Raw genomic sequence first — 22,886 nt, 5'->3', positions numbered from 1 at the left:
CAGAATCAGGACGCACGACGCAAAAACCCGGCCCGCGCCAGCGAGCCGTCTTGCGTACGTTCTCTTCCATCCGGACTGTAACCGTCGGCTCCGGAATCGCACCGGATCTGCTGACCTTTCCGTTTACGCGGAAAGCGCTCGCGGGCTTGGGTCGAAACCCTTACCGCCGGTGGGGACTTTCACCCCGCCCTGAGAACATTAACGCAGGTTTTATGAGAGAGCAGGGTGGCGCTGTCAATTGGCGACTAGCTAATCTCCCCCCTCGAGGCGGAGATGCCCGGCAGGGCAGAGGGGGCGCGAAAGATCGCGGCGGGACAGGATCAAGGTTCCTCGCCCCACGAATGTGGGGAGAGGTGGCTCGGCGAAGCCGAGACGGAGAGGGGAGCGCCCTACGAAGGCCCCTCTCCGTCCGCTTCGCGGCCACCTCTCCCCGCCTTTGGCGGGGCGAGGAACCCAAGCATAGATACGTCGGCGGACAGTGCCCCCACCTGTCCTGCCGGACATCTGCCCACGAGGGAAAAGATCAGCTAGTCACCCACGCTCCGGGAACATCGCTTTCAGCCCCTCGCGCGAGGCCTTCGCCACGCCGCGCTCTGTAATGAGCCCTGTCACCAGCCGCGCCGGCGTCACGTCGAAGGCTGGGTTCGCCGCCGGTGTCGCATCCGGTGAGACACGCACCTGCGCGACCTTTCCGTCGGCCGTCTTTCCCCAGACCAGCGATACCTCGTCGCCCGAGCGCTGCTCGATCGGGATTTCGGCGAGCCCGTCGGCCACTGTCCAGTCGATGGTGGGCGAGGGCAGCGCGACATAGAAGGGCACGTCGTTGTCGGCGGCCGCGAGTGCCTTGAGATAGGTGCCGATCTTGTTGCAGACGTCGCCATTGGCCGTGGTGCGGTCGGTGCCGACGATCACCATGTCGATGTCGCCGCGCTGCATCAGGTGGCCTCCCGCATTGTCGACGATCAGCGTGTGCGGCACGCCGTGCCCAGCCATCTCCCAGGCGGTCAGCTGGGCGCCCTGGTTGCGGGGCCTGGTCTCGTCGACATAGACATGCACCGGAATGCCGGCTTCCGTCGCGAGGTAAATCGGCGCGGTGGCGGTGCCGTAGTCGACCGTCGCCAGCCAGCCGGCATTGCAATGGGTGAGGATGTTGACGCTCTCGCCCGGCTTCTTCTTCGCCGCGATCTGTCTGATGATCGCAAGCCCGTTCTCGCCGATGGCGCGGTTCAGCCCGACATCCTCATCGGCGATCTCGGCGGCCCGTCTGTAGGCCGCTTCGGCACGCTCTGCAGGCGCGAGCGGCTTGAGGTGCCGGCGCATCTCGTCCAACGCCCAGCGCAGATTGATCGCCGTCGGCCGTGTCCTATGCAGCGTCTCCCACACCGCGTCGAGCGCTTCGTCCGATGGGTCGTCCATCATTTGGATGGCGACGCCATAGGCCGCGGTGACGCCGATCAGCGGCGCGCCGCGCACCCACATGTCGCGGATCGCGGTGGCGATGCCGGTGACGCTTCCGATCTTCTCGATGCGGAATTCATGCGGCAGCCAGCGCTGGTCGATGATCTCGACCGAGCACTTGTCGTCACTGAGCCAGATGGTGCGATAGTGGCGTTCGCCGACGTTCAAAGGCTCTTCTCCTGTTCGATCAGCGCGGCCAGCTTGTTGACCTCGTCGATGCTGTGGATCTGGCGCCGGTTGACGGCGATATGGCGGCCGAAGCGCAAAGCCTTGGCTTCACATCTGGCGCGCAGGTCTTGATCGGCAATGGTCTCGAAATCGGCATTGTGGGCGAGACCCAGGATGCGCCGGTGCACCTCGATGCCGGCAAAGCCGAGCAGGTCAGTCCAGATGGAGTGCAGCATGTGGTCGAGCGCCTGCTCGGAGCCGAGCAGATCGCCCTGATCCTCGAACAGGCTCCTCTGGTAGAGGATACCGGTGCGCTCGGTCCGCCACAGATGCGAGAACTCGGCGCGGAAGGTCGCCCAGGTCTCGGCCGTGACGCCGAGCAGATAGGCGCGCATGGAGTCGCGGCTACCTTTTTCCTCGTGGCCGCGCTGCGAGAAGAAGGCCATCCAGAAATTGGCAAGCAGCATGCCGACATCGAAGGCGATCGGGCCGTAGAAGGCGAATTCCGGATCGATCATCCGGGTCTCGCTGTCGGTCACCATGATCGAGCCGGAATGCAGGTCGCCATGCAGCAGCGTCTCGGCATTGGCGGCGAACAGATGCTTCAGCCGCTGCGCCTCGACCTTGAGGTCGCGGTCGGCGCGCAGCTCGGCGACCAGGCCGTCGAGCTGGGGTGAGGTATGCCGGTTCATCTTGGCGTCGAAATAGGGATCGGAGAACACCAGGTTCTCGGTGATGTCGCACAGCTCGACATTGTCGGCGAACAGCGCAAGATCGGCCTTGCGCTCTTTCGTCACCATCGACAGGTCGGAGCCGCGGAACAGTGTGCGCGCCATGAACAGGCCGATGTCGCGTGCGATGTTCGGCAGTTCGCGGCCGTCGATCAGCGCCCGCCTGAGGATGATGTGCGGCGGCGCCAGATACTCCATGACGATCAGCGCCTGGGTCTCGTCGAAATGGTAGATCGCCGGTACCGAGCCGGGCGCACGGCGCTCCTGCCTGGTCAGCGCATGATATTCGAAGAAGGAGCGTTTGAGCGGCAACGGCCAGCTGTCGCCGACCAGCCGCACATAGGGCAGCGCCTGCTTGACCACCGCGGCACCCTTGTCGCCTTCGACGATGAAGACGAGGTTGAGATTGCCGTCGCCGACCTCCTGTACCTTCCAGCGGCTAGTGTCCTTGCCGATGCGCTCGGTCAGCGCCGCGGTCTCGCCAAGGCGCTTCGGCAGCGTTTCCGCCGACAATGCTTCGAAGTTCCCGGTCATGCTCTCCCTCCTGCGCGTGGTTTCCGACGATAGCGGAGCCACAGCGGCGGGGCCAAGCTAGGAAGCGCTCTGGCAAATGTCAATCGTGTTGACAATTGCCGAATGAGCCCATAGCGTCACGATCCGGGAGGAATGGATGGGCGCAGATGCCGTGTTCCATGTGGAGGGCCTGAGGAAATCCTTCGGCCAGAACGAGGTGCTTGGCGGCATCTCGCTCGACCTCTTTGCGGGCGAGGTGACCGTGCTCATGGGCGCCAACGGCGCCGGCAAATCCACGCTGGTCAAGATCGTCAGCGGCGTCTACGAACACGGCGCAGGCTCGATGCGGCTTGCCGGCAAGGCCTTCGACCCGCAGACACCCGCCGAAGCCATCCGCGCCGGTGTCGTCACCGTGCACCAGAACATCAATGACGGCGTCGTCGCCGACCTCGACGTCGCCACCAATCTGACGCTCGACCGGCTAAGCGGCAAAGGCGCGTCGTTGCTTTTCAAGCCTGCCAATGTCCGCGCCGAGGCGAGAGCCGTCGCCGACCGCATGGGACTTGCCATCGACCTCAAGGCGCGCGTCAGCGACTTGTCGTTGGCGGATCGGCAGATGGTGGCCATCGCCCGCGCCATGGCGCATCGGCCCAAGGTGCTGATCCTGGACGAGCCGACCTCCTCGCTGTCGAGCGCCGAGGCCGACCGGCTGTTCTCGCTGATCGACCGGCTGCGCGGGCAAGGTGTCGCCATCCTCTATATCTCGCACCGCATGTCCGACATCAGGCGTCTCGCCGACCGCATCGTGTCGATGCGCGACGGCATCGTCTCCGGCGTCTTCGACCGGAAGCCGCTCGACTATGAGGGCGCGGTCAACGCCATGCTCGGCCGCAAGATCCATCTCGACAAGGTGGTTGCAAGAAGCTCGGCCCGAGCCGTCTTCACCGCCGAAGGCCTGCGGCTGGCGCAAGGTTCGCGGCCGATCTCGATGACGCTCGGCGCCGGGGAGGTGGTGGCGATCACCGGCCTGGTCGGCGTCGGCAAGACGGCTTTGGCGGAAACGCTGTTCGGCGTGCGCAGGCCGCTCGCCGGCACCATGCATATGGACGGCAAGCCCTACGCGCCGGGCTCGGCGCGCGAGGCGATCGCCGCCGGCGTCTTCCTGGTCGCCAAGGACCGCGCCGCGAGCGGCATCGTCGGCGGCTTCAACATCGAACGCAACATCAGCCTGCCGTTCCTCAAACGCATGTCGGACCTCGGCGTCATGAAGAAGCGCGCCGAGCGCATCGCCGCCCGCCGCCAGATCGACGAGCTAGGTATCGTCTGCCGCTCGGAGAAGGACGAGCTGTCGGCGCTCTCCGGCGGCAACCAGCAAAAGGTGATGGTGGCGCGCTGGATGTCGCAGGCCTCGCGCCTCTTCATCCTCGATGAGCCTTTCCAGGGTGTCGACATTTCGGCGCGTCGCGACATCGCCGCCAAGCTGAGGGCAAGCGCCGACGGCCGCGCGACGCTGATCTTCGTTACCGAGCTCGACGAGGCGCTGGAGACCGCCGACCGCATCCTGGTGATGTCGGAACACACGATCGTCGGCGAGCACCGCAACGATGACATCGATCTCGACCGGCTGCTGGCGGAAGTGGCCGGCGGACCGCTCACCAGCGCAGCGTGAGATCGCAGGATGACGAGACTCGGGAGTGCAGGCATGAGTTCCAGTTTGGCGGGCAAGGCAACGGCGCGGGAGCGTTCGATGACATTGCGCGATTACGCCATCCGCTACGGCTTCATCGTCCTGCTGGTCGGGCTGATCGCCTATTTCGCGGTCGCCGCCGACGGCTTCGCTTCGCCGCAAAGCGCCGTCTTCATCTTCCAGTCGGTGGCCATCACCGGCGTTCTGGCGCTCGGTGTCACGGCGACGCTCGTCGTCGGCGGCTTTGATCTCTCGATCGGCTCGGTCGCCACCAGCGCCATGATGGCGGCCTCCTACGCCATGGTCGTGCTGGAGCAGAACGCGATCGTCGCCGTCATCACTTGCCTTGTCATCGGCGTCATCGTCGGCCTGATCAATGGCTGGCTGATCGTCTATATGCGCGTGCCCGATCTTCTGGCCACGCTCGGCATGATGTTCCTGCTGCTCGGCCTGCAGCGCATCCCGACGGAGGGCCGCTCGATCGCCACCGGCATGACCATGCCCGACGGGTCGGTCGCCAACGGCAGGTTCTCCGAGGCGTTCCTGGCGCTCGGCCGCCACCGCATCGACTTCTTCATCCCGAACCTGATCCCGGTCTCGGTCGTCGTGCTCGTCGTGCTCGCGCTGCTTATCTGGTTCTTCCTCGAATACACCCGCTTCGGCCGCATGATGTATGCCGTCGGCAGCAATGAGAGGGCGGCCGAACTCGCCGGCGCGCCTGTCAAGGCATACAAAATCTGGGCTTATGTCATATCGGGAGTTTTTGCCTCGATCGGCGGGATTTTGCTCGCCGCCCGGCTTGGACGCGGCGACATCGCCTCGGGTAATAATCTGTTGCTCGACGCTGTCGCCGCCGCGCTTATCGGCTACGCGGTGCTCGGCGCCGCCAAGCCCAACGCCTTCGGCACGGCCGTCGGTGCGGTGTTCGTCGGCGTTCTGCTGCAAGGCCTGACGATGATGAACGCGCCTTACTACACGCAGGATTTCGTCAAGGGCGCGGTGCTTGTCGTCGCCCTTGTCTTCACCTTCGCCCTTTCCGGCAGGGGCAAGAGATAGTTTCGACCGGGGCATAACAAATGGAGGAAAACGAAGTGAACATCACAAGAAGACTTTTGGGGAAGGCGGCACTCGGCCTCGCCAGCGCGGCGCTGCTGATGCAGGGAACGGCGCTTGCCGCGGACCGTCCGGCGCCGTTCGACAAGCCCGGCGTCAAGATCGCGCTGGTGCGCTATCTGTCGACAGGCGACTTCTTCCAGGCCTATCTCTCCGGCGTCGAGGCGCAGGCCAAGGCGCTCGGCGTCGACCTGCGCGTGCTGGACAGCCGCCAGGACGCAGCGCTCCAGGCCGACATGGTCGACCAGGCGATCGCGCTTGGCGTGCAGGGCATCATCATCCAGCACGGCCTGACGGAATCGATGAAGGACGCCGCCCAGCGCGCGGTCGATGCCGGCATCAAGGTCGTCGCCTTCGACGTCAATGTCGAGAACCCGAAGATCCCGCAGATCGAGCAGTCGGACAAAGACCTCGCAAAGCTGGCGCTCGAGCAGGCGGTCAAGGACAATGGCGAGAGCTGGAAGGCCGGCTATGTCTATGTTGCCGGCATCGCTCCGCTCGACCGCCGCAACGAGACCTGGGTGGAGGTGAAGAAGAAATATTCGGGCATCAGCGAGGTCGCGCAATTCGGCACGCTCGACAATCCGATCGCCAACTCCGTCGCCAATCAGGCGCGCTCGGTGCTGCAGGCGCATCCCGATATCAAGGTGATGTTCGCGCCCTATGACGAGTTCGCCAAGGGCGTGAAGATCGCCGTCGACGAGGCGGGGCTGAACAAGGCCATCAAGATCTATTCGGCCGACATCTCGACCTCGGACATCGCCGCCATGCGCGAGCCGGACAGCGCCTGGGCGGCGACCGCCGCCACCAACCCGGCCGTCGTCGGCCAGGTCTCGGTGCGCGCGCTGGCGCAGCTGCTCGCAGGTGAAGATCCCGGCCACAACGTCATCGTGCCGCCGACGCTGATCACCCAGAAGGAGCTGATCGACAAGGACATCAAGAACATGGAAGACCTGTCGGCCAAGCTGCCGCAGTTCGCCCATGCCGATGTTGCGATGCCGGCCTGGATGCCGAACCCGAACGCCAAGTAAGGTTCGGACGGTCGCAAATGAAGAGGGCGGTCCAACGGGCCGCTCTCTGCCCTTTCAGCCCGCCCAAGGCGGTCTATCGCTGCCAGAAGGGCAGCTTGGCGATCTCCGCCTCGACCTCTTTTCTCGTCAGCCCGATGTCGTCGATCAGATGCGGATTGTCCGTCGCCATGCGCTTGAGCTCGAAGCGGAAATAGGCCTGCTTGCGCCGCTCGGCGATAAGGCTGCGCAAGGCCGCCAGGCTGAAACGCCCGCGCCTTGAGTGCATTGCCGGTGCCGCCGCCAGACACATAGAGGGCGTGAAGCTATCGTTCATGGCAACCTCCATCGAATGAGGGGTTTTGAAAACCCTCGACCTGATTGAGATTGCAGTGTGCCGCAGCCGGCCGACGGCGTAATTAAGCCGCCCCAAATAGTTCTCAAAACTTCCAAATCGGCTAGAGCGGTTCACCGTTTCACGAAAACGGCGAACCGCTCTATCCCTTTGTTTTTACGCAATTCCGGACGGAAAACCGCTTCACACTTTTCCTGGAATTGCTCTATAGATCGCCGCATGCAGGGATCGCGCTTTGCTTTCGGACCGTTCGTGCTTGATCCGGGCGCGGGAACGCTGCTCCGGGGCGATGTTCCCGTCGCCGCCAGCCATCGCGGGCTGAAGCTGCTGGAGGCGCTCGTCGCGCGTCCGGGCGAAATCCTGGCCAAGGCCGAGCTGATGGATGCGGCCTGGCCTGGCATGGCAGTCGAGGAAGGCAATCTCACCGTCCAGATCGCGCAGCTCAGGAAGCTGCTTGGTCCGGCGACCGGTGGCGGTGAATGGATCGCCACCGTGCCGCGCGTCGGCTACCGCTTCACCGGCACCGTCGAACGGCCCGATGCCCCACGCAAACCCTTGCCGCTGCCCGACAAGCCGTCGATTGCCGTGCTGCCCTTCGTCAATCTGAGCAGCGATCCCGAGCAGGACTCTTTCGCCGACGGCCTGACCGAAGACCTGATCACCGATCTCTCCCGGATACCGGGCCTCTTTGTCATCGCGCGCAACTCGGTCTTTGCCTACAAGGGCAAGGCCATGGATGTGCGCGCCATCGCCGGGGAGCTCGGCGTGCGATACCTGGTGGAAGGCAGCGCCAGACGCGCCGTGGGGCGGGTGCGCATCAATGCCCAGCTGATCGATGCGCTGAGCGGCGAGCATCTCTGGGCGGAGCGTTTCGATCGCAGCCTTGAGGACATTTTCGCCGTCCAGGACGAGGCGACGGCCAAGATCGTCGAGGCGCTGCTCGGGCGGCTGCGTGCATTGCCGGAGCGCAACCGGCCGAAGAGCCTCGAAGCCTATGATCTCGTCGTGCGGGCGCGAAAACTGTTCGACGAGTCGCCGCAAATGGCGCGCGAAGCGCATCTGATGCTGACGCGCGCGGTCTCGCTCGATCCGGACTACGCCGAAGCCTATCGCTGGCTCGCCATGAACCATTGGATGGGCTGGGTGCATTGGGGCGAGCCGTTCGAGCCCGCCCGCAGCACGGCCCTGGAACTGGCGCGCAAGGCGGTGGCGATCGATCCCAACGATGCCGGTTGCCGCTGGGTCTTGGCGAACCTTCTTGCCTATGAACGCGATTTCGAACGGTCCGAGGCGGAATTCGCCAAGGCGATCGAGCTCGATCCGAACGAGGCCGATATCTGGGCGACATTGTCCGATATCGACGTGCTGGGCGGGCGGATAGACGAGGGCCTGGCGCACATCCGCAAGGCGTTCCGGCTGAACCCGTTTCCGCCGAGCTGGTATTATCTGACGCTCGGCCAGGCGCAATATGCGGCCCGTGACTATGAGGCCGCCGTCGAGACGCTGCGTCGCGACGAGACCTACCGCACGAGTTCGCGCCGCTTTCTGGCGGCAAGCCTGGCGCAGCTCGGCCGTCTCGACGAGGCGCGCACCGAGGTCGCGCTGTTCCTCGTCGGCAATCCGCATTTCTCCACGCAGCGCTGGGTCGAGACGGAGCCGTTCCGCGACGACGCGATGCTTGAGCATTTCGTCGACGGCTTCCGCAAGGCCGGCCTGCCGGAGTGATGTGGCGACATGGCCAACTGGCCGCTGCCGGGATTTCGTATCCTCAGGTCTTTTTCACCGGCCAGCGCGCGCCAGCCCATGCGCCACCAGACGGTCGATGACCTCCGGATAGCTGACGCCGCTCGCCGCCATGGCCTTGGCGTACATGCTGATGTTGGTGAAGCCGGGAATGGTGTTGAGTTCGTTGATCAGGAAGTTCATGTCCGGCATCAAGAAGAAGTCGACGCGGGCCATGCCGTCGCAGCCGAGCGCCCTGAACGCCCTTGCAGCCGCGTCGCGCATGGCATCCTCGACCTTCTGCGGCAGCTCGGCTGGCACGATCAGTGCCGCGCCATTCTCGTCGATATATTTGGCGTTGTAGTTGTAGAAACCGTGGCTCTCCGCGGGCACGATCTCGCCCGGCCGCGAAACGAAGAGTTCGCCCGCGGGGCTCTCCAGCACGCTGTATTCGATCTCTCGGCCACGGACGAATTCCTCTGCCAGCAGCTTGCGGTCGTGCCGGAATGCTTCCGTCAGCGCGTGGTCGAATTCCTGGCTGGCATTGACCTTCGCGACGCCGACCGACGAGCCCTGCCGCGCCGGCTTGATGAACAGCGGCAGGCCGAGCTGGTCTTCCAGTTCGGCGAGCGGAGGCGCGGCACCTTCATTGATCGTCACCGAGCGCGCCACAGGCAGTCCGGCCGCTTTCAGCAGCCGCTTGGCGATGTCCTTGTCGAGCGCCGTGGCGGAGCCGAGGATGCCGCAGCCGGCGAGCGGCACGCGTGCCACCTCGGCCACGCCCTGCACCGCGCCGTCCTCGCCATGCAGGCCGTGCAGGACCGGAAACAGGATATCGATGGGAGGCAGGTCGTGGGGCACACCGCCGGCAGGGATCGCCAGCACCCGTCCATGGCCGCCCGGCACCAGGCAGAGCTGCGTGCCGGCCGACGGCGTCGCCAGCGCGCCGCCCTCGAAGCGGCTCAGCAGCCATTGCCCTTCGCGGGTGACGAAGATCGGCACGGCATCGTATTTCGCCGGGTTTAAGGCAGCCATGACGTTGGTTGCTGAAAGCAGCGACACTTCATGCTCGGCGGAGCGCCCGCCAAAGAGCACGCCAATACGAAGTCTTTTCGCCGCCATCTGGAGTTCCACCAATGATCAGGGTTGGAGCCCCGCATGCGAACACGAGGCGCCCTTAAACTGGCTGACCAATACGCGAAGGATTGGTGTGGATTTTGACGGGTTCGAGCAGTTCTTCAGCAGAAGCGTCAAAGGCCTTCGGTTCAAACTGCGTCAAGACAAGGGGACATGGAGCGGCTCGTCGTTTCGCGAAAACGATGAACCGCCTTTACATCCTCAGCGTAGCGCAGCCGCGATGTTGCCGCCGTCCACCGTTGTCACATTCGCCGTGGTGCGCTCGGCCAGCGCCTGGTGCAGGAAGGCCTGCGCGACGTCGTCGGCCGTCACTTCCTGTCCCAGCAGATTGCCGGACATGTACTCTTTCTCCGAGACGCCGCGCGCGCCGGAACGGCTGGCGATCATCGCGTCGGTCAAGAGACCCGAGCGGATGCGGTCGGCATTGACCGCATTGGAGCGGATGCCATAGGCGCCGTAGTCAAGCGCATACTGCCGCGACAGGAACAATGTCGCGGCTTTCGGGATGCCGTAGGCGCCGAATTTCGGGCCGGGATTGATCGCTTGCTTGGAGGTGTTGAAGAGGAGCACGCCGCCCGTACCCTGTTCCAGCATGATGCGTACCGCATTCTGCGCCGCCGACTGGTGGGCGAAGAAATTGAGCTCGAAGCTTTTGCGCAGCGTCGCGTCGTCCAATTCGCCGATGCGGCCTTCCCAGGCTGCACCCGCATTCGAGACCAGGATGTCGACGCCACCATAGATGGCGACCGCCTTGTCGAAGGCGGCGCGCATCTCGGCCGGCTTGGTGATATCGGCGCCGACGCCGATCGAGTTGTTGCCGGCCGCCTTCGCCGCTTCCGCTGCCTTGGCTGGGTCGAGATCGACGATCACGGCATGCGCGCCGTTGGCCGCGAACAGTTTTGCCGTCGCGGCGCCGATGGCGCCGGCGCCGCCGGTGATCAGCACCACCTGGCCGGTCAGCGGCTTCGGCTTGTTCGAAGCGAGCTTGGCCTGCTCGAGCGACCAGTATTCGAGCGGGAAGAGGTCGGCCTTGGAGAGCGGATGGAAATTGCCGATCGCTTCCGCGCCGCGCACCGCCTCGATCCACATCTCGCCGACATCAGACGCGATTTTGGCCTCCTTCAGCGTGCGGCCATGGCCGAACATGCCCAGCCCCGGCACCAGTGTCAGGCGCGGCATCGGGTCGAGCATGGTACGCTTGACATCGTCCAGCGCGTCATTGGTCTCGAAATAGGCGGTGTAGTCCTTGACGAAGGCATCGACATGGCTGCGGACGGCGGCCTTGTAGTCGCCGAGCTTGTCCATGTCGGGCGCCGGTACCGCCATCGGTCCGGTCTTGATGCGGATCGACAGGTCCGGCGTCGAAACGCCGCGCCCGGCCAGCTCGGCGATCTTGGCGGAATTGATGAAGTCGACGATCGCGTCCGAGGTGCGGAAGTCGCTGATCATGCGGTCGAAGCGGCCTTCGCCGCGCGCTACGGCAACGGCGCCGCGCAGCGTCGGCGCGATGTCGCTGGGCTTGGCGAGCTTTGCCGGCAATGCTGCCTTGGCCGTCTGCGGCTTGCCGTTCTTGGCCACATAATCCTCGGCCATGGTCACATAGTGGATCATGCGGTCGTAGGCCTGTTTGGCATCGTCGCCGAAGGTGAAGATGCCATGCTTGTCGAGGATCAGGCCCTCGACTTTTCGGTCGGCGTCGAAGATTTCCGCCGCAGCCTTGGCGAGGTCGAAGCCAGGTTTGATGTAGGGCACGTAACCCATCTTGTCGCCGAACACCTTTTTCACAAGTGCCTTGCTGTCTGCCTGGTCTACGATGGCGAGGATCGCTGTCGAATGCGTGTGGTCGACGAACTTGTGCGGCAGGAAGGCATGAAGCAGCGTTTCGACCGACGGGTTGGGCGAGGACGGATCGATGAGGTTGGAGCGCTGCAGCGCCACCATGTCCTCGTCGGAGAGCTTGTCCAAAGAGCGCGCCTTGAGCAGCGCGCCCATTTTCACCGCCGGCAGGCCTTGCGGCTCGATGACCGCCATGTCCCAGCCGCTGCCCTTGACGCAGAGCACGTCCCATTCGTCGCCGACGAGATCGGTGGCTTTGGTCTTGCAGGAGGTGTTGCCGCCGCCATGCAGCACCAGGCGCGGCTCGCCGCCGAGCAGGCGGGTCGTGTAGACGCGCAGCGCAAGGTCGCGGCCGACGCCCTTCCTGGCATAGTCGGCAACCATCTTTTCCGCGTCGGCGTCATTCCAAAGGTTCTGCATGTCGATCCGTCCGATTCCGTCTTTTCTTGCTCATGAACAGAAGGCCGCGACGTCGTGATGACAGAAGCGGCGAGGGTGGTTTTCTACGAGGCCTTTTTCGTTGCCGCGCCGGCGTGCTGAAGCAGGCGCTCGGCCATATGCGCGCCGACCACCAGATGCGTGCACAGCCCGCCGGCGATGGCCGCAAGCAACGGCTCGAACTTGGTGTCTTCCTGCACCACCATCAGCCGCTTCTCGATGGCGCGCAGCGAGGCGAGCTCGGCGGAGATGACGCGCCTATTGTAGCTGCAGTCGAGCACTTCGCCGCCGGCGTCGATGATCTGTCCGGCGATGACGCCGGCCGCACCCTGGCGCCGCAACGTTTCCATCTCGGCCGCCGACAGCGCGCCGCATTTCACCAGATGGCTGTCGGCGTCGACCGCGCCGACGGAATAGAGCGCCAGATCGCAATCGGCGATGCCGGCCAACTGGTCGCGGATCACCGGCTCGGCACGCAAACCTTGCGCCAGGCCTTCCGTCGACAGAACCAGCGGCGCGTAGAAGTTGAGGCCCTTGGCATTCAGCCGTCGCGCGATCTCCATCGTGCACTGGTCGGGCCGGTAGGAATAGGGCGCGCCGAGATTGCCGCAGAGCTGCACCACGGTGACGTCCTGCAGGTCGGCATAGGACATGATGTCGGCGATAGTGTAGACGGTGCGGCCCCAGGCGACGCCGATGCGGTCGCCTTTCTTCACCAGCTCGAGAAAGACGCTCGCCGCCAGCACGGCGATATCGGTCGAGGGATCGGCGAGGTAGGCATTTTCCGGCGCGATCCAGACGGCGTCGAGATCGAACGCATCTTCCAGCCGTCGCGCCATGACGTCGTCGGTGAAGAGCTGGGTCGAGGTCGAGATGTTGACGATGCCGGTCTCGCGCGCCTTGCGCAGATACATGGCGACCGAGGCGCGAGAAATGTTGAGCTGGCTCGCCACTTCGTCCTGACGCAGGCCATGCGCATAGTAAAGCCAGGCGGCCTTGTGGATGAGCTGTTCTGCCGGTCTGATAGCCATGCCGCCTCCTCGGCTGACATTAGTCACGGCTCTCGACAAAAGTCAAATTTGCCTGCGCGAGCTGCGATCGTCTCGCGGCGCGGCCCAATCCGGATCGCCGTTCCACCAAGCCGGCGCAGCATAGCATTTTCAGCCGCGGAAGGGGGATAGCGTGACGGCGGGCCTAAGGTTAGAAAGCTCGAAAAGAACATCGGGGAGAACGGGATGGCCAATCCTTACGAACAGGATCTCGACAGGAACGCTGCCAACCACCAGCCGCTGACGCCGCTCACCTATCTTGAGCGCGCGGCCAAGACCTATCCCGACCACATCGCCATCATTCATGGCAACCAGCGCATCACCTATCGCGATTTCTGGCGCCGGTCGCTGAAGCTTGCCTCGGCGCTCGCGAAGCACGGCGTCGGCAAGGGCGATACGGTGACGGTGATGTTGTCCAACACGCCGCCGATGCTGGAAGCCCATTTCGGCGTGCCGATGGTGAAGGCGGTGCTGCATTCGCTGAACACCCGCCTCGACGCCGCCGTCATCGCGTTCCAGCTCGACCATGCCGACAGCAAGGTGCTGATCGTCGACCGCGAGTTCTCGGGCGTCGTCAAGGACGCGCTGGCCTTGGCCAAGGTGAAGCCATTGGTCATCGACTATGACGATCGGGACTATGCCGCCGACGCACCCTATCCGAAGGGCGAACGGATCGGCTCAGCTGACTACGAGGAGTTCGTCGCCGCCGGCGACGAGACCTTTGTCTGGTCGATGCCCGATGACGAGTGGGACGCCATCTCGCTCAACTACACCTCCGGCACCACGGGCAATCCGAAGGGCGTCGTCTATCACCATCGCGGCGCGGCGCTGATGGCCTACACCAACACCATCCATGCCGGCATGGCCAAGCACGCGGTTTATCTCTGGACGCTGCCGATGTTCCATTGCAACGGCTGGTGCTTCCCCTGGACCTTGGCCGTGCAGGCCGGCACCCATGTCTGCCTGCGCTGGGTGCGGGCGAAGCCGATATACGACGCCATCGCCGACCACGGCGTCACCCATCTGTGCGGCGCCCCGATCGTCATGTCGGTGCTGATCAACGCGAAGGATGAGGACAAGCGGCAGTTCGCGCAGACCGTCACCTTCAACACCGCCGCAGCGCCCCCGCCGGAGGCCGTGCTGTCCGGCATGGCCGATGCCGGGTTTGCCGTCACCCATCTCTATGGCCTGACCGAAACCTACGGCCCGGCCGTCGTCAACGAATGGCACAATGAGTGGGACGCGCTGGAGAAGGGACCGAGGACGCAGAAGAAGGCGCGCCAGGGCGTGCGCTATGCAGCGCTCGAAGGTCTTGCGGTGATGGATCCCGGGACGATGATGGAGACGCCGGCCGACGGCGAGACCATCGGCGAGGTCATGTTCCGCGGCAACATCGTCATGAAGGGCTATCTGAAGAACCGCAAGGCCACCGACGAGGCCTTCGCCGGCGGCTGGTTCCATTCCGGCGATCTCGGCGTCATGCATCCCGACGGTTACATCCAGCTCAAGGATCGCTCGAAGGACATCATCATCTCGGGCGGCGAGAACATTTCGTCCATCGAGGTCGAGGACGCTCTCTACAGGCATCCGTCGGTTGCCTCGTGCGGTGTGGTTGCCCGCGCCGATGACAAATGGGGCGAGGTCCCGGTCGCCTATGTCGAGCTGAAGCCCGGCAAGAGCGCGACCGAGGCCGAGATCATCGAGCACTGCCGAGGGCTGCTGGCGCGTTTCAAGGTGCCGAAGGCGGTGGTGTTTGCCGAAATCCCGAAGACCTCGACGGGGAAGATCCAGAAGTTCCGGCTACGGGAGATGGCGAAGGGGATGTGAGCGCAGCCCCAGCGTTGGCAACTAGCATTTGGCCCCTGCGCGGTCGTCATCCACGGGCGAAGCAAGGAGCGTAGCGACGCGCGCAGACCCGAGGATCCATTCCGTGACATCAGTCGAAGAACGAAGCCGGATCAAGAAGTTACGCTGATATCCGCCCAACAATCGCTAGCGGCTATTCTCGACCCGTTGGAGCACGGCCGCATGGTCACGGAATGGATCCTAGGGTTTCCGCGACGTCGCTTCGCGACTGCTCCACCCTAGGATGACGACCTCACAGGTGCCGGCGAAAATTGTCGGAGTCGCCAGCCACCGATCTCGCAACTGTCACCATCTGTCACCAAATTATACGCGTACGTCGATTTCGCGTTGACTCCTCGCCGCTTTCGTTTTACGACTGATGAAAATTGAAATTCGTCACTCATCAAAACGAAAGCGCTATGTCAGAAGCCGCCAACATCGTGGCAGACCCCGCCAGACAGGAGAATGTGACCCGCATTCTCGACTGCGCCGAGCGCCTGTTCCGCCACTATGGCTACGGTAAGACCAATGTTGCCGACATCGCTCGCGAGCTCGGCATGTCGCCCGCCAACATCTACCGCTTCTTTGCCTCCAAGGTCGAAATCCACCAGGCCGTGTGCGGCCGCATGCTCGGCGCCAGCTACAACATGGCCTACGAGATCATGCATCTCCCGATCAGCGCCGAGGAGCGGCTGCGCCGCTACATCCATGCCCAGTACAAGATGACGCTCGAGACCATGCTGGACGAGCAGAAGGTGCATGAGATGGTTATCGTCGCGCTGGAGCGCGACTGGTCCGTCATCGACAAGCATGTCAACAGTATCCACGACCTGTTCGCCGAGGTGATCCGCGAGGGCATCGAGGCAGGCGAGTTCAGGCAGCAGGATCCTGAAACCGCCGCGCGCTGCTTCGGCGCCGCCACCGTCATTCTGTGCCACCCGCAGATGGTGGCGCAGTGCCTTGCCAAGACCAACCGGGCAATGCCCGACGAACTTATCGACTACGCCATCAGAGCCTTGAAATAGAAGCCGTCCGCCGCGTGCGGTCGGCAGATCATCTCCAGTTCGGGAGTGCTAAAGTGTCTTTGTCCAGTTCCATCCTCCGCAGGCTGCCGGCCGCCGGCCTTCCCGCCATCGGCGTCGTCGTCGCCGCGCTTGCCCTTGCCGGCTGCAGCCAGGAAAAGGCCGAGGTCGTTCAGGAAGTCGTCCGGCCGGTGAAGGTGGTCGAGATCGGCGAGGCGCGGACCACTCGCCAGCTCGACTATTCCGGTTCGGTGCGCGCCCGCACCGAGATGAATCTCGGCTTTCGCATCGCCGGCAAGGTCACCGAGCGTCTGGTCGATATCGGCCAGCATGTGAATGAAGGCGACGTGCTCGCCCGCGTCGATCCGTCCGACTACGAGCTGTCGGTGAAGAGCGCGCAGGCCAGCCTGGACGCCGCCGAACGCCAGGTCGAGACCGTCGATCTCGCCAGGAAGCGCGCCGAGCAGCTCTATGCCAAGAACTTCGCGCCGAAGTCGCAGCTCGATCAGGCGCGGCTGGCCTACGACCAGGCCGTGGCGACGCGCGATGCCGCCCACTCGACGCTGGCCCAAGCGCAGAACCAGGTTCAATACGCCGATCTGAAAGCCAGCAAGAATGGCATCGTCACCGCTATCTCCGCCGATGTCGGCCAGGTGGTCGGCGCCGGCACGCCGTTCATGACGGTCGCGGTGGACGGCGAGAAGGAAGTTTCGATCGCCGTGCCGGAGATGGATATTGCAGGGTTCAAGCCCGGCAAGGAAGTCAAGGCAAGCTTCTGGTCGGACGAAGGGCTGACGCTTGACGGCAGGGTCCGCGAGGTCGCCGGCAGCGCCGATCCGCAGTCACGTACCTTCGCTGTCCGGGTTTCGCTGCCCAACGATCCGCGCGTGCTGCTCGGCATGACGGCTAATGTCGAGGCAACCGTCGGCAGCAAGGCGCAGCTCGTGTCGATCCCGCTCACCGCGATGACCGAGAAGGATGGCAAGCAGATCGTCTGGACGGTCGACCGCGCCTCCGAAACAGTCCATCCGCGCCCGATCAAGGTCGCCAACTTCACTGCCGACGGTGTCGCCGTGGCGGACGGCCTCAAACAGGGCGACGTCGTGGTGGCGGCCGGCACACAGTTCATGACCGAGAACCTGAAGGTCAAGCTTGCAAGCGACGCCCAGCAATCCGCCTCGGCGGAGGACGACGTCGCGACCACCAGCAGCCTGCACTGATGCTTGTCGCCCAAAAGTGCGAAGCGGTTTTGGGACAACGACATGCATCGAACTAGAATCTGAAGTCAGGCGTAACGAACGCCTTTCCCGCTCTCGCTGCTTGCGCCGCGGGCCGGGGAAAGCATGGGTTCCGGGCGGCGAACGCCCCGATCGTGAGATGCCGGCATGTTGGCTCCCCCGCAGCAGTGCCGCGTCGAGCGCGATTTGCGAGCTCTCTCCGCTTGAGGGGTCTCGCCGCCCGGAAGCCCACCGAACTGGAAGCGGCATGCCAAGCGAGCGTGCCTTGCCGATCAATTGGACTGGACGTGTGCCATGACCACCAGCGACAGCAGCACTGAAAAACGGCCCTTCAATCTTTCGCGTTGGGCGATCGGACATCCAAGCATCGCGCGCTTCCTGTTCGGGCTGATCATCCTTGCCGGCGCGCTCGGCCTGATGCGCATGGGCCAGAAGGAAGACCCCGACTTCACCTTCCGCGTCATGGTGGTGCAGGCGATCTGGCCCGGCGCCTCGATCCAGGACATGGAGGATCAGGTCGTCAACAAGATCGAGCGCAAACTGCAGGAAACGCCGCATCTCGATTTCGTCCGTTCCTACACCCGCGCCGGCAGTGCCATCATCACCTTGCAGGTCAAGGGCGACACCAACACCGAGGAAGTGAAGGACGCCTTCTACCAGGTGCGCAAGAAGGTCGGCGACATCTCCAATGAATTGCCCCAGGGGCTGCTCGGCCCCTATTTCAACGACGAGTTCGGCGACACCTTCATCACGCTGCATTCGATCAGCGGTGACGGCTTCACTTATCCGGAGCTGAAGAAGTTCGCCATCCAGGCGCGCGACATGCTGTTGACGACGCCGGGCGTCGAGAAGGCCGTCATCATCGGCGACCAGCCTGAGAAGATCTATATCGATGTCTCGTCCAAGGCGCTGGCCGAGCGCGGCCTGACCATCCTTGACCTGCAAAACGCCGTGAAAGGCCAGAACGCCGTCGATCCGGCGGGCTCGGTCGACACCGGCCTGCGCTCGGTGCGCATCTCGGTCGAGGGCGATGTCACCAAGGCCGCGGATATCCGCGAGCTCAGGCTGCGTTCGGGCAACCAGGTGACGCGCCTCGGCGACATCGCCACGGTCTCTTCCGGCCTCCAGGATCCTTACGACAACAAATACCTCTTCAACGGCCATCAGAGCGTCCAGCTCGGCGTCGTCATGGCCAAGGGTTTTAACGTCAGGGATGTCGGCAAGGATGTCGAGGCGACCTATCAGCGTTTCGAGGCAGGGCTGCCCTATGGCGTGTCGGTCGATCAGATCTCCGACCAGCCCCAGGTCGTCAAGGACGCGGTGAGCGAGTTCATGGAGGCGCTCGGCGAGGCGCTGCTCATCGTGCTTGCAGTCTCGCTGCTGTCGATCGGTTGGCGCTCGGGCCTGGTGATCGCCATCGCCATCCCGCTCGTCTTGGCCGCCACCTTCGCCATCATGTACGAGATCGGCATCGACCTGCAGCGCATTTCGCTCGGCGCGCTCATCATTGCGCTCGGCCTTTTGGTTGACGACGCCATGATCGTCGTCGAGATGATGGAGCGAAAGCTGGAGGAGGGGCTGGTCAAGATCGAGGCGGCGAGCTTCGCCTACACCTCGACCGCTTTCCCGATGCTGACCGGCACGCTGATCACCACGGCCGGCTTCATCCCGGTCGGCTTCGCCGCCTCTACCGCCGGCGAATATGTGCGCACGCTATTCTATGTCGTCGGCATCGCGCTGGTCGTGTCGTGGTTCGTCGCGGTCTATTTCACGCCGTGGCTGGGCTACATGATCCTCAAGCAGCGCAAGCATGCCGGCACTCATCACGATGTCTTCGATACCGGCTTCTATCGCCGGCTGCGCGCGACGGTCACCTGGGCCGTGCGCCACCGCATCATCGTTTTGGTGATGACGCTGGTTACTTTTGCCACCAGCCTGTGGGCCTTCCAGTTCATCCCGCAGAACTTCTTTCCGCAATCCTCGCGCCCGGAAATCCTGGTCGACCTGTGGCTGCCGGAAGGCACCTCGATCAAGGATGTCGAAAACCAGGCCAAGTCGTTTGAGGGCAAGATGGCGGACGATCCGGACAAGCGCTTCATCGCCACCTATATCGGCGAAGGCGCGCCGCGCTTCTTCCTGCCGCTCGATCAGCAGCTCCGTAACCCGAACTTCGCCCAACTCCTGGTGATGGCCAAGGACGAGCCGGCGCGCGAGCGGCTGATCGTCAAGATGCGCAAGATCCTGGCGCAGGACTTCCCCTCGATCCGCGGCAAGGTCGACCGCCTCTTCCTCGGTCCGCCGACCGGCTGGCCGGTGCAGATGCGCGTCATGGGCCCGGAACGCAAGGAGGTGCGCCGTATCGCCGACGAGGTGAAAGCGAGGTTCCAGGCCAATCCGCTGCTCGGCGCCATCCATGACGACTGGCTGGAACCGGTGCCGGCGATGAAGCTGGTGATCGACCAGGATCGTGCCCGCGCCCTCGGGGTCACCTCGCAGCGCATCCGCCAGATGCTGCAGGCCACCATGTCCGGCGCGCCGCTAGACGACTTCCGCGACGGCGAGGAGACGGTCTCGATCGTCGCCCGCGAGCCGGAGGCAACCCGTCACCTGCTCTCTTCGGTCGACTCGGTCTATATCCCGACCGACTTCGGCGGATCGGTGCCGCTCTCGCAAGTGGCCAAGGTCGTGCCGGTGATGGAGCAGGGCGTCGAATGGCGGCGCGACCGCCTGCCGACGATCAGCGTGCGCGCCACGCTACCGGACGGCGTGCAGTCCAACGACGTCGTCACCAAGATATACAACGACATGAAGGATCTGCGCGCCGGTCTCGCACCCGGCTACAACGTCGAGATCCAGGGCGGCGCCGAGGACTCGGCCGAAAGCCAGGCCTCGATCGCAGCCAAGGCGCCGATCATGCTCGCCGTCATCGTCGTGCTGCTGATGGTCCAGCTGCAGCATTTCGGCAAGTCGATGCTGGTGCTGGCCACGGGACCGCTCGGCATCATCGGCGCCGCAGCGGCGCTGCTGATCAGCGGCGCGCCGTTCGGCTTCGTCGCCATCCTCGGCGTCATCGCGCTGCTCGGCATCATCATGCGCAACTCGATCATCCTGGTCGATCAGATAGACCAGGATATCGCCGCCGGCATGGAGCGATCGGAAGCGATCGTGGGTGCAGCCGTGCGCCGCTTCCGGCCGATCATGCTGACGGCGCTGACCGCGGTCCTGGCGCTGATCCCGATCTCGCGCGGCGTTTTCTGGGGGCCGCTGGCCTACGCCATGATGGGCGGCATCCTCGTCGCCACCGTGCTCACCATCCTGGTGCTGCCGGCCGGCTACGCCCTGTTCTTCGGCCGCGCGCCGAAGAAGGCCAAGACCGACGAGCAGGCGCACGAGCCGGAGAACGTCGAAGGCATCGAAAGACCGCAGCTGGCCTTGGCTGCGGAATAAAAGGTGGCAACCTTGGATCATCCGCCATCGGCGAAAGCCGGTGGCGGATGACCCGCGTCAAGGTCCGCGGGGCGGAAAAATGTGCTGTGGCAAGGCTTCCGCAAAACAGAATTCTTTCTCAGCAACGTCATAAAGGTTCGACGTTGCGCGAGAATCTCGGCCTGAAGCGTCCAGAAAATCGGCTCTTTGTAAGCGAGGCGGTCCGAAAGGCCGGCTGATGCCGGGACGGGGGGATCGGCAAAAAAGAAGGGCGCGCCGAGGCGCGCCCGTCTGTTTTCAAGGCTGCCGCGTCAGATGACGAACACCCAGTTGGCGATCAGCATCACCACCACGCCGGCAATCAGCGTCAGGTAAGGCAGCATGCCCGCTTTCTTGACCGAGAGGTCGGCTCCCGCCATGCCGAGGTCTGCCAGCATGTGTTCGGGGAACTTGCCCTTGTCCTGGACGTAGTGGCGGAAGCAGAACACCGGGATGATCAAGGCAGCGGTGATCAGGCCGGCCCACAGCGCCATCGGGTTCCACACCTTGGCGCCGGCGCCCATGAAGATGGCGTTCACATAGGCGAAGATCGCGCCGATGCCGAGCAGCCAGGTCGGCGCCTTCCAGGGGCGGTTGATGTGGCCATTGTCGATGCGATGGATCCAGCCGGCGTTGAGGTTGAGGAAGTTGAAGATGATGTAGCCGCAATTCGACACGGCGAGGATGAAGAAGAAGCTCGTCGCGTCGGCCGAGGCGATGGCCAGCACGATCAGGTTGAAGCAGAGGTCGGTCCACATCGCCCGCGTCGGCGCGCCATGCTCGTTGACGTGGCTGAGATAGCGCGGCAGCCAGCCGTCGACCGAACCCTGGTAGAGCGTGCGCGAGGAGCCGGCCATCGCCGTCATGATGCAGAGCACCAGGGCCAGGATCATCAGCATGACCAGCAGGCTGTGGATGATCTTGCCGCCGCCGACCATGCCGGCCAGCGCGTCGGCGACGCCCGAGCCGTCGACGATCGGCGTCGCCAGCATGCCGTTCAGGCCGAGCACGCCCTGGAAGGTGAAGGGCACCAGGATGAACAGCAGCATGCAGAGCAGGCCGGAATAGAAGATCGCCTTGAACGTGTCGGTGCCGGGGTTCTTGAACTCCGACGTGTAGCAGACGGCCGTCTCGAAGCCGTAGGTCGACCATGCCGCGATGAACATGCCGCCCAGCACCAGCGTCCAGCCGGCGATGTTCCATGAACCCGGATCGGGCGCGTAGGCGGCCGCCAACGGCACCAGCGGCGAGAAGTTCGCCCAGTCGATCTGGCCGGTGAAGATCGGCACGACGCCGACGATCAGCATCGGGATGATGACCAGCAGGCCGATATATTTCTGCACATTGGCCGTGCCGAGGATGCCGCGATGCTGGATCGCGAAGATGATCAGCATCAGCACCGCGCCGATGAAGAAGGTGGCGTTGAAGGTGAAGGACACTGGACCCAGCGTATGGCTGAACAGCGACCAGGTGCGGATCGCGGGCGTGGCGGCAGCCGCCACCGCGGCGATGGCGTCGGCGGGCGCCGTTCCGGCATGCGCGGCGATGTAGGCGACGACTTCCGGCGATGTCTCGGTGAAGGCCGGGATCGGCGCCAGCGCATTGAGGATGTAGGCGGCGGCGATCGAGCAGCCGAGCGACAGCACCGGCGACCAGGCGAACCAGTTGCACCACACCGATAGCGGCGCGATGAACTTGGAATAGCGCAGCCATGCCGTGGCGCCGTAGATCGAGGCACCGCCGGATTTGTTCGGGAACAGGCCGGCGATCTCGGCATAGGTGAAGGATTGCAGGAAACCCATGATCATGGATACCGTCCAGATCAGGAAGGCCAGTGTTCCGGTCGTGCCGGCGATGCCGCCGATCGAGAACAGGACCAGCGCTGGAACACCGCTTGCCACCCAGAAGGCGCCACGCCAGTCGATATGCCTGAGCAGCTTGCTTTCGACAGGCTGCTCGAGGGCCGTGCTTATCGTGCTCATATCTTGTGTCTTCCCCTTTTTGTTGTTCCCCGCCAGCGATGCTTCGGCTCTTGCGAAGCTTGCTCCCCGGCAAATCGACGTCGGCCTGTCGTGTTTCCACTCAGTCGTATTTTTTTCTTA

The 22,886-nt window shown here is 64.1% G+C and carries 15 protein-coding genes and 1 riboswitch; of the genes, 8 read left to right on the top strand and 7 right to left on the bottom strand.

The annotated features are described in order from the left end of the window. Window positions 1–54 precede the first annotated feature (54 nt). A riboswitch (FMN riboswitch) is annotated at window positions 55–201 on the bottom strand. A gap of 330 nt (window positions 202–531) precedes the next feature. After that, window positions 532–1,626, bottom strand: a complete 1,095-nt coding sequence (mtnA, locus tag LB529_RS10285; RefSeq protein WP_224711002.1) for an S-methyl-5-thioribose-1-phosphate isomerase — start codon at window positions 1,624–1,626, stop codon at window positions 532–534. After that, entirely contained in the window at window positions 1,623–2,891 is a 1,269-nt protein-coding gene (gene mtnK, locus LB529_RS10280; RefSeq protein ID WP_224711001.1) for an S-methyl-5-thioribose kinase, read from the bottom strand. The genes mtnA and mtnK overlap by 4 nt, the downstream gene beginning before the upstream one ends. Window positions 2,892–3,027: 136 nt before the next feature. Between mtnK and LB529_RS10275 the strand changes: the two genes are divergently transcribed. The 3 genes from LB529_RS10275 (at window position 3,028) to LB529_RS10265 (ending at window position 6,701) form a co-directional block, all read left to right on the top strand. Beyond that, complete coding sequence (locus tag LB529_RS10275; RefSeq protein WP_224711000.1) at window positions 3,028–4,539, top strand: sugar ABC transporter ATP-binding protein; 1,512 nt, start codon at window positions 3,028–3,030, stop codon at window positions 4,537–4,539. A 78-nt stretch (window positions 4,540–4,617) separates the two neighbouring features. Further along, window positions 4,618–5,613, top strand: coding sequence for an ABC transporter permease (locus LB529_RS10270; RefSeq protein WP_224711076.1), 996 nt, complete (start codon window positions 4,618–4,620; stop codon window positions 5,611–5,613). 35 nt (window positions 5,614–5,648) lie between these two features. Further along, on the top strand, window positions 5,649–6,701 hold the full coding sequence (locus tag LB529_RS10265; protein WP_224710999.1) for a substrate-binding domain-containing protein: 1,053 nt from the start codon (window positions 5,649–5,651) through the stop codon (window positions 6,699–6,701). Between the two features lie 73 nt (window positions 6,702–6,774). On the opposite strand, the gene LB529_RS10260 is transcribed toward LB529_RS10265, so the two are convergent. After that, the gene (locus LB529_RS10260; protein ID WP_411962473.1) at window positions 6,775–7,014 is read right to left on the bottom strand and encodes a DUF1127 domain-containing protein; all 240 of its coding nucleotides are present in this window, start codon (window positions 7,012–7,014) and stop codon (window positions 6,775–6,777) included. Between the two features lie 237 nt (window positions 7,015–7,251). Here LB529_RS10260 and LB529_RS10255 point away from each other — a divergent pair, with 237 nt between their 5' ends. Beyond that, window positions 7,252–8,757 carry a winged helix-turn-helix domain-containing tetratricopeptide repeat protein gene (locus LB529_RS10255; protein ID WP_224710998.1) on the top strand — a complete coding sequence of 502 codons (1,506 nt, stop codon included), beginning with the start codon at window positions 7,252–7,254 and terminating at the stop codon, window positions 8,755–8,757. A 54-nt stretch (window positions 8,758–8,811) separates the two neighbouring features. Here the strand turns inward: LB529_RS10255 and LB529_RS10250 are convergent, their stop codons facing one another. The 3 genes from LB529_RS10250 to LB529_RS10240 all read right to left on the bottom strand — a co-directional run bounded on the left by LB529_RS10250 (window position 8,812) and on the right by LB529_RS10240 (window position 13,196). Continuing rightward, complete coding sequence (locus tag LB529_RS10250) at window positions 8,812–9,876, bottom strand: D-alanine--D-alanine ligase family protein (RefSeq protein WP_224710997.1); 1,065 nt, start codon at window positions 9,874–9,876, stop codon at window positions 8,812–8,814. A 216-nt stretch (window positions 9,877–10,092) separates the two neighbouring features. Beyond that, entirely contained in the window at window positions 10,093–12,147 is a 2,055-nt protein-coding gene (locus LB529_RS10245; protein ID WP_224710996.1) for a bifunctional aldolase/short-chain dehydrogenase, read from the bottom strand. An 83-nt stretch (window positions 12,148–12,230) separates the two neighbouring features. Then, window positions 12,231–13,196 carry a sugar-binding transcriptional regulator gene (locus LB529_RS10240; protein WP_224629368.1) on the bottom strand — a complete coding sequence of 322 codons (966 nt, stop codon included), beginning with the start codon at window positions 13,194–13,196 and terminating at the stop codon, window positions 12,231–12,233. 204 nt (window positions 13,197–13,400) lie between these two features. Between LB529_RS10240 and LB529_RS10235 the strand changes: the two genes are divergently transcribed. From LB529_RS10235 to LB529_RS10220, 4 genes are all read left to right on the top strand, one after another. Then, entirely contained in the window at window positions 13,401–15,041 is a 1,641-nt protein-coding gene (locus LB529_RS10235) for an acyl-CoA synthetase (RefSeq protein WP_224710995.1), read from the top strand. A 437-nt stretch (window positions 15,042–15,478) separates the two neighbouring features. Then, window positions 15,479–16,084, top strand: a complete 606-nt coding sequence (locus tag LB529_RS10230; RefSeq protein ID WP_224710994.1) for a TetR family transcriptional regulator — start codon at window positions 15,479–15,481, stop codon at window positions 16,082–16,084. Window positions 16,085–16,167: 83 nt separating this feature from the next. Further along, entirely contained in the window at window positions 16,168–17,301 is a 1,134-nt protein-coding gene (locus tag LB529_RS10225; RefSeq protein ID WP_224711075.1) for an efflux RND transporter periplasmic adaptor subunit, read from the top strand. Window positions 17,302–17,613: 312 nt separating this feature from the next. After that, window positions 17,614–20,766, top strand: a complete 3,153-nt coding sequence (locus LB529_RS10220; RefSeq protein ID WP_224526657.1) for an efflux RND transporter permease subunit — start codon at window positions 17,614–17,616, stop codon at window positions 20,764–20,766. Between the two features lie 290 nt (window positions 20,767–21,056). Here LB529_RS10220 and LB529_RS10215 read toward each other — a convergent pair whose 3' ends face one another. Continuing rightward, on the bottom strand, window positions 21,057–22,766 hold the full coding sequence (locus LB529_RS10215) for an APC family permease (RefSeq protein WP_224526654.1): 1,710 nt from the start codon (window positions 22,764–22,766) through the stop codon (window positions 21,057–21,059). Window positions 22,767–22,886: the final 120 nt, after the last annotated feature.

It is taken from the genome of Mesorhizobium sp. CA5 (genome assembly GCF_020165105.1).
Taxonomy (GTDB): Bacteria; Pseudomonadota; Alphaproteobacteria; order Rhizobiales; family Rhizobiaceae; genus Mesorhizobium.
This window is presented reverse-complemented; position numbering and strand designations above follow the sequence as displayed.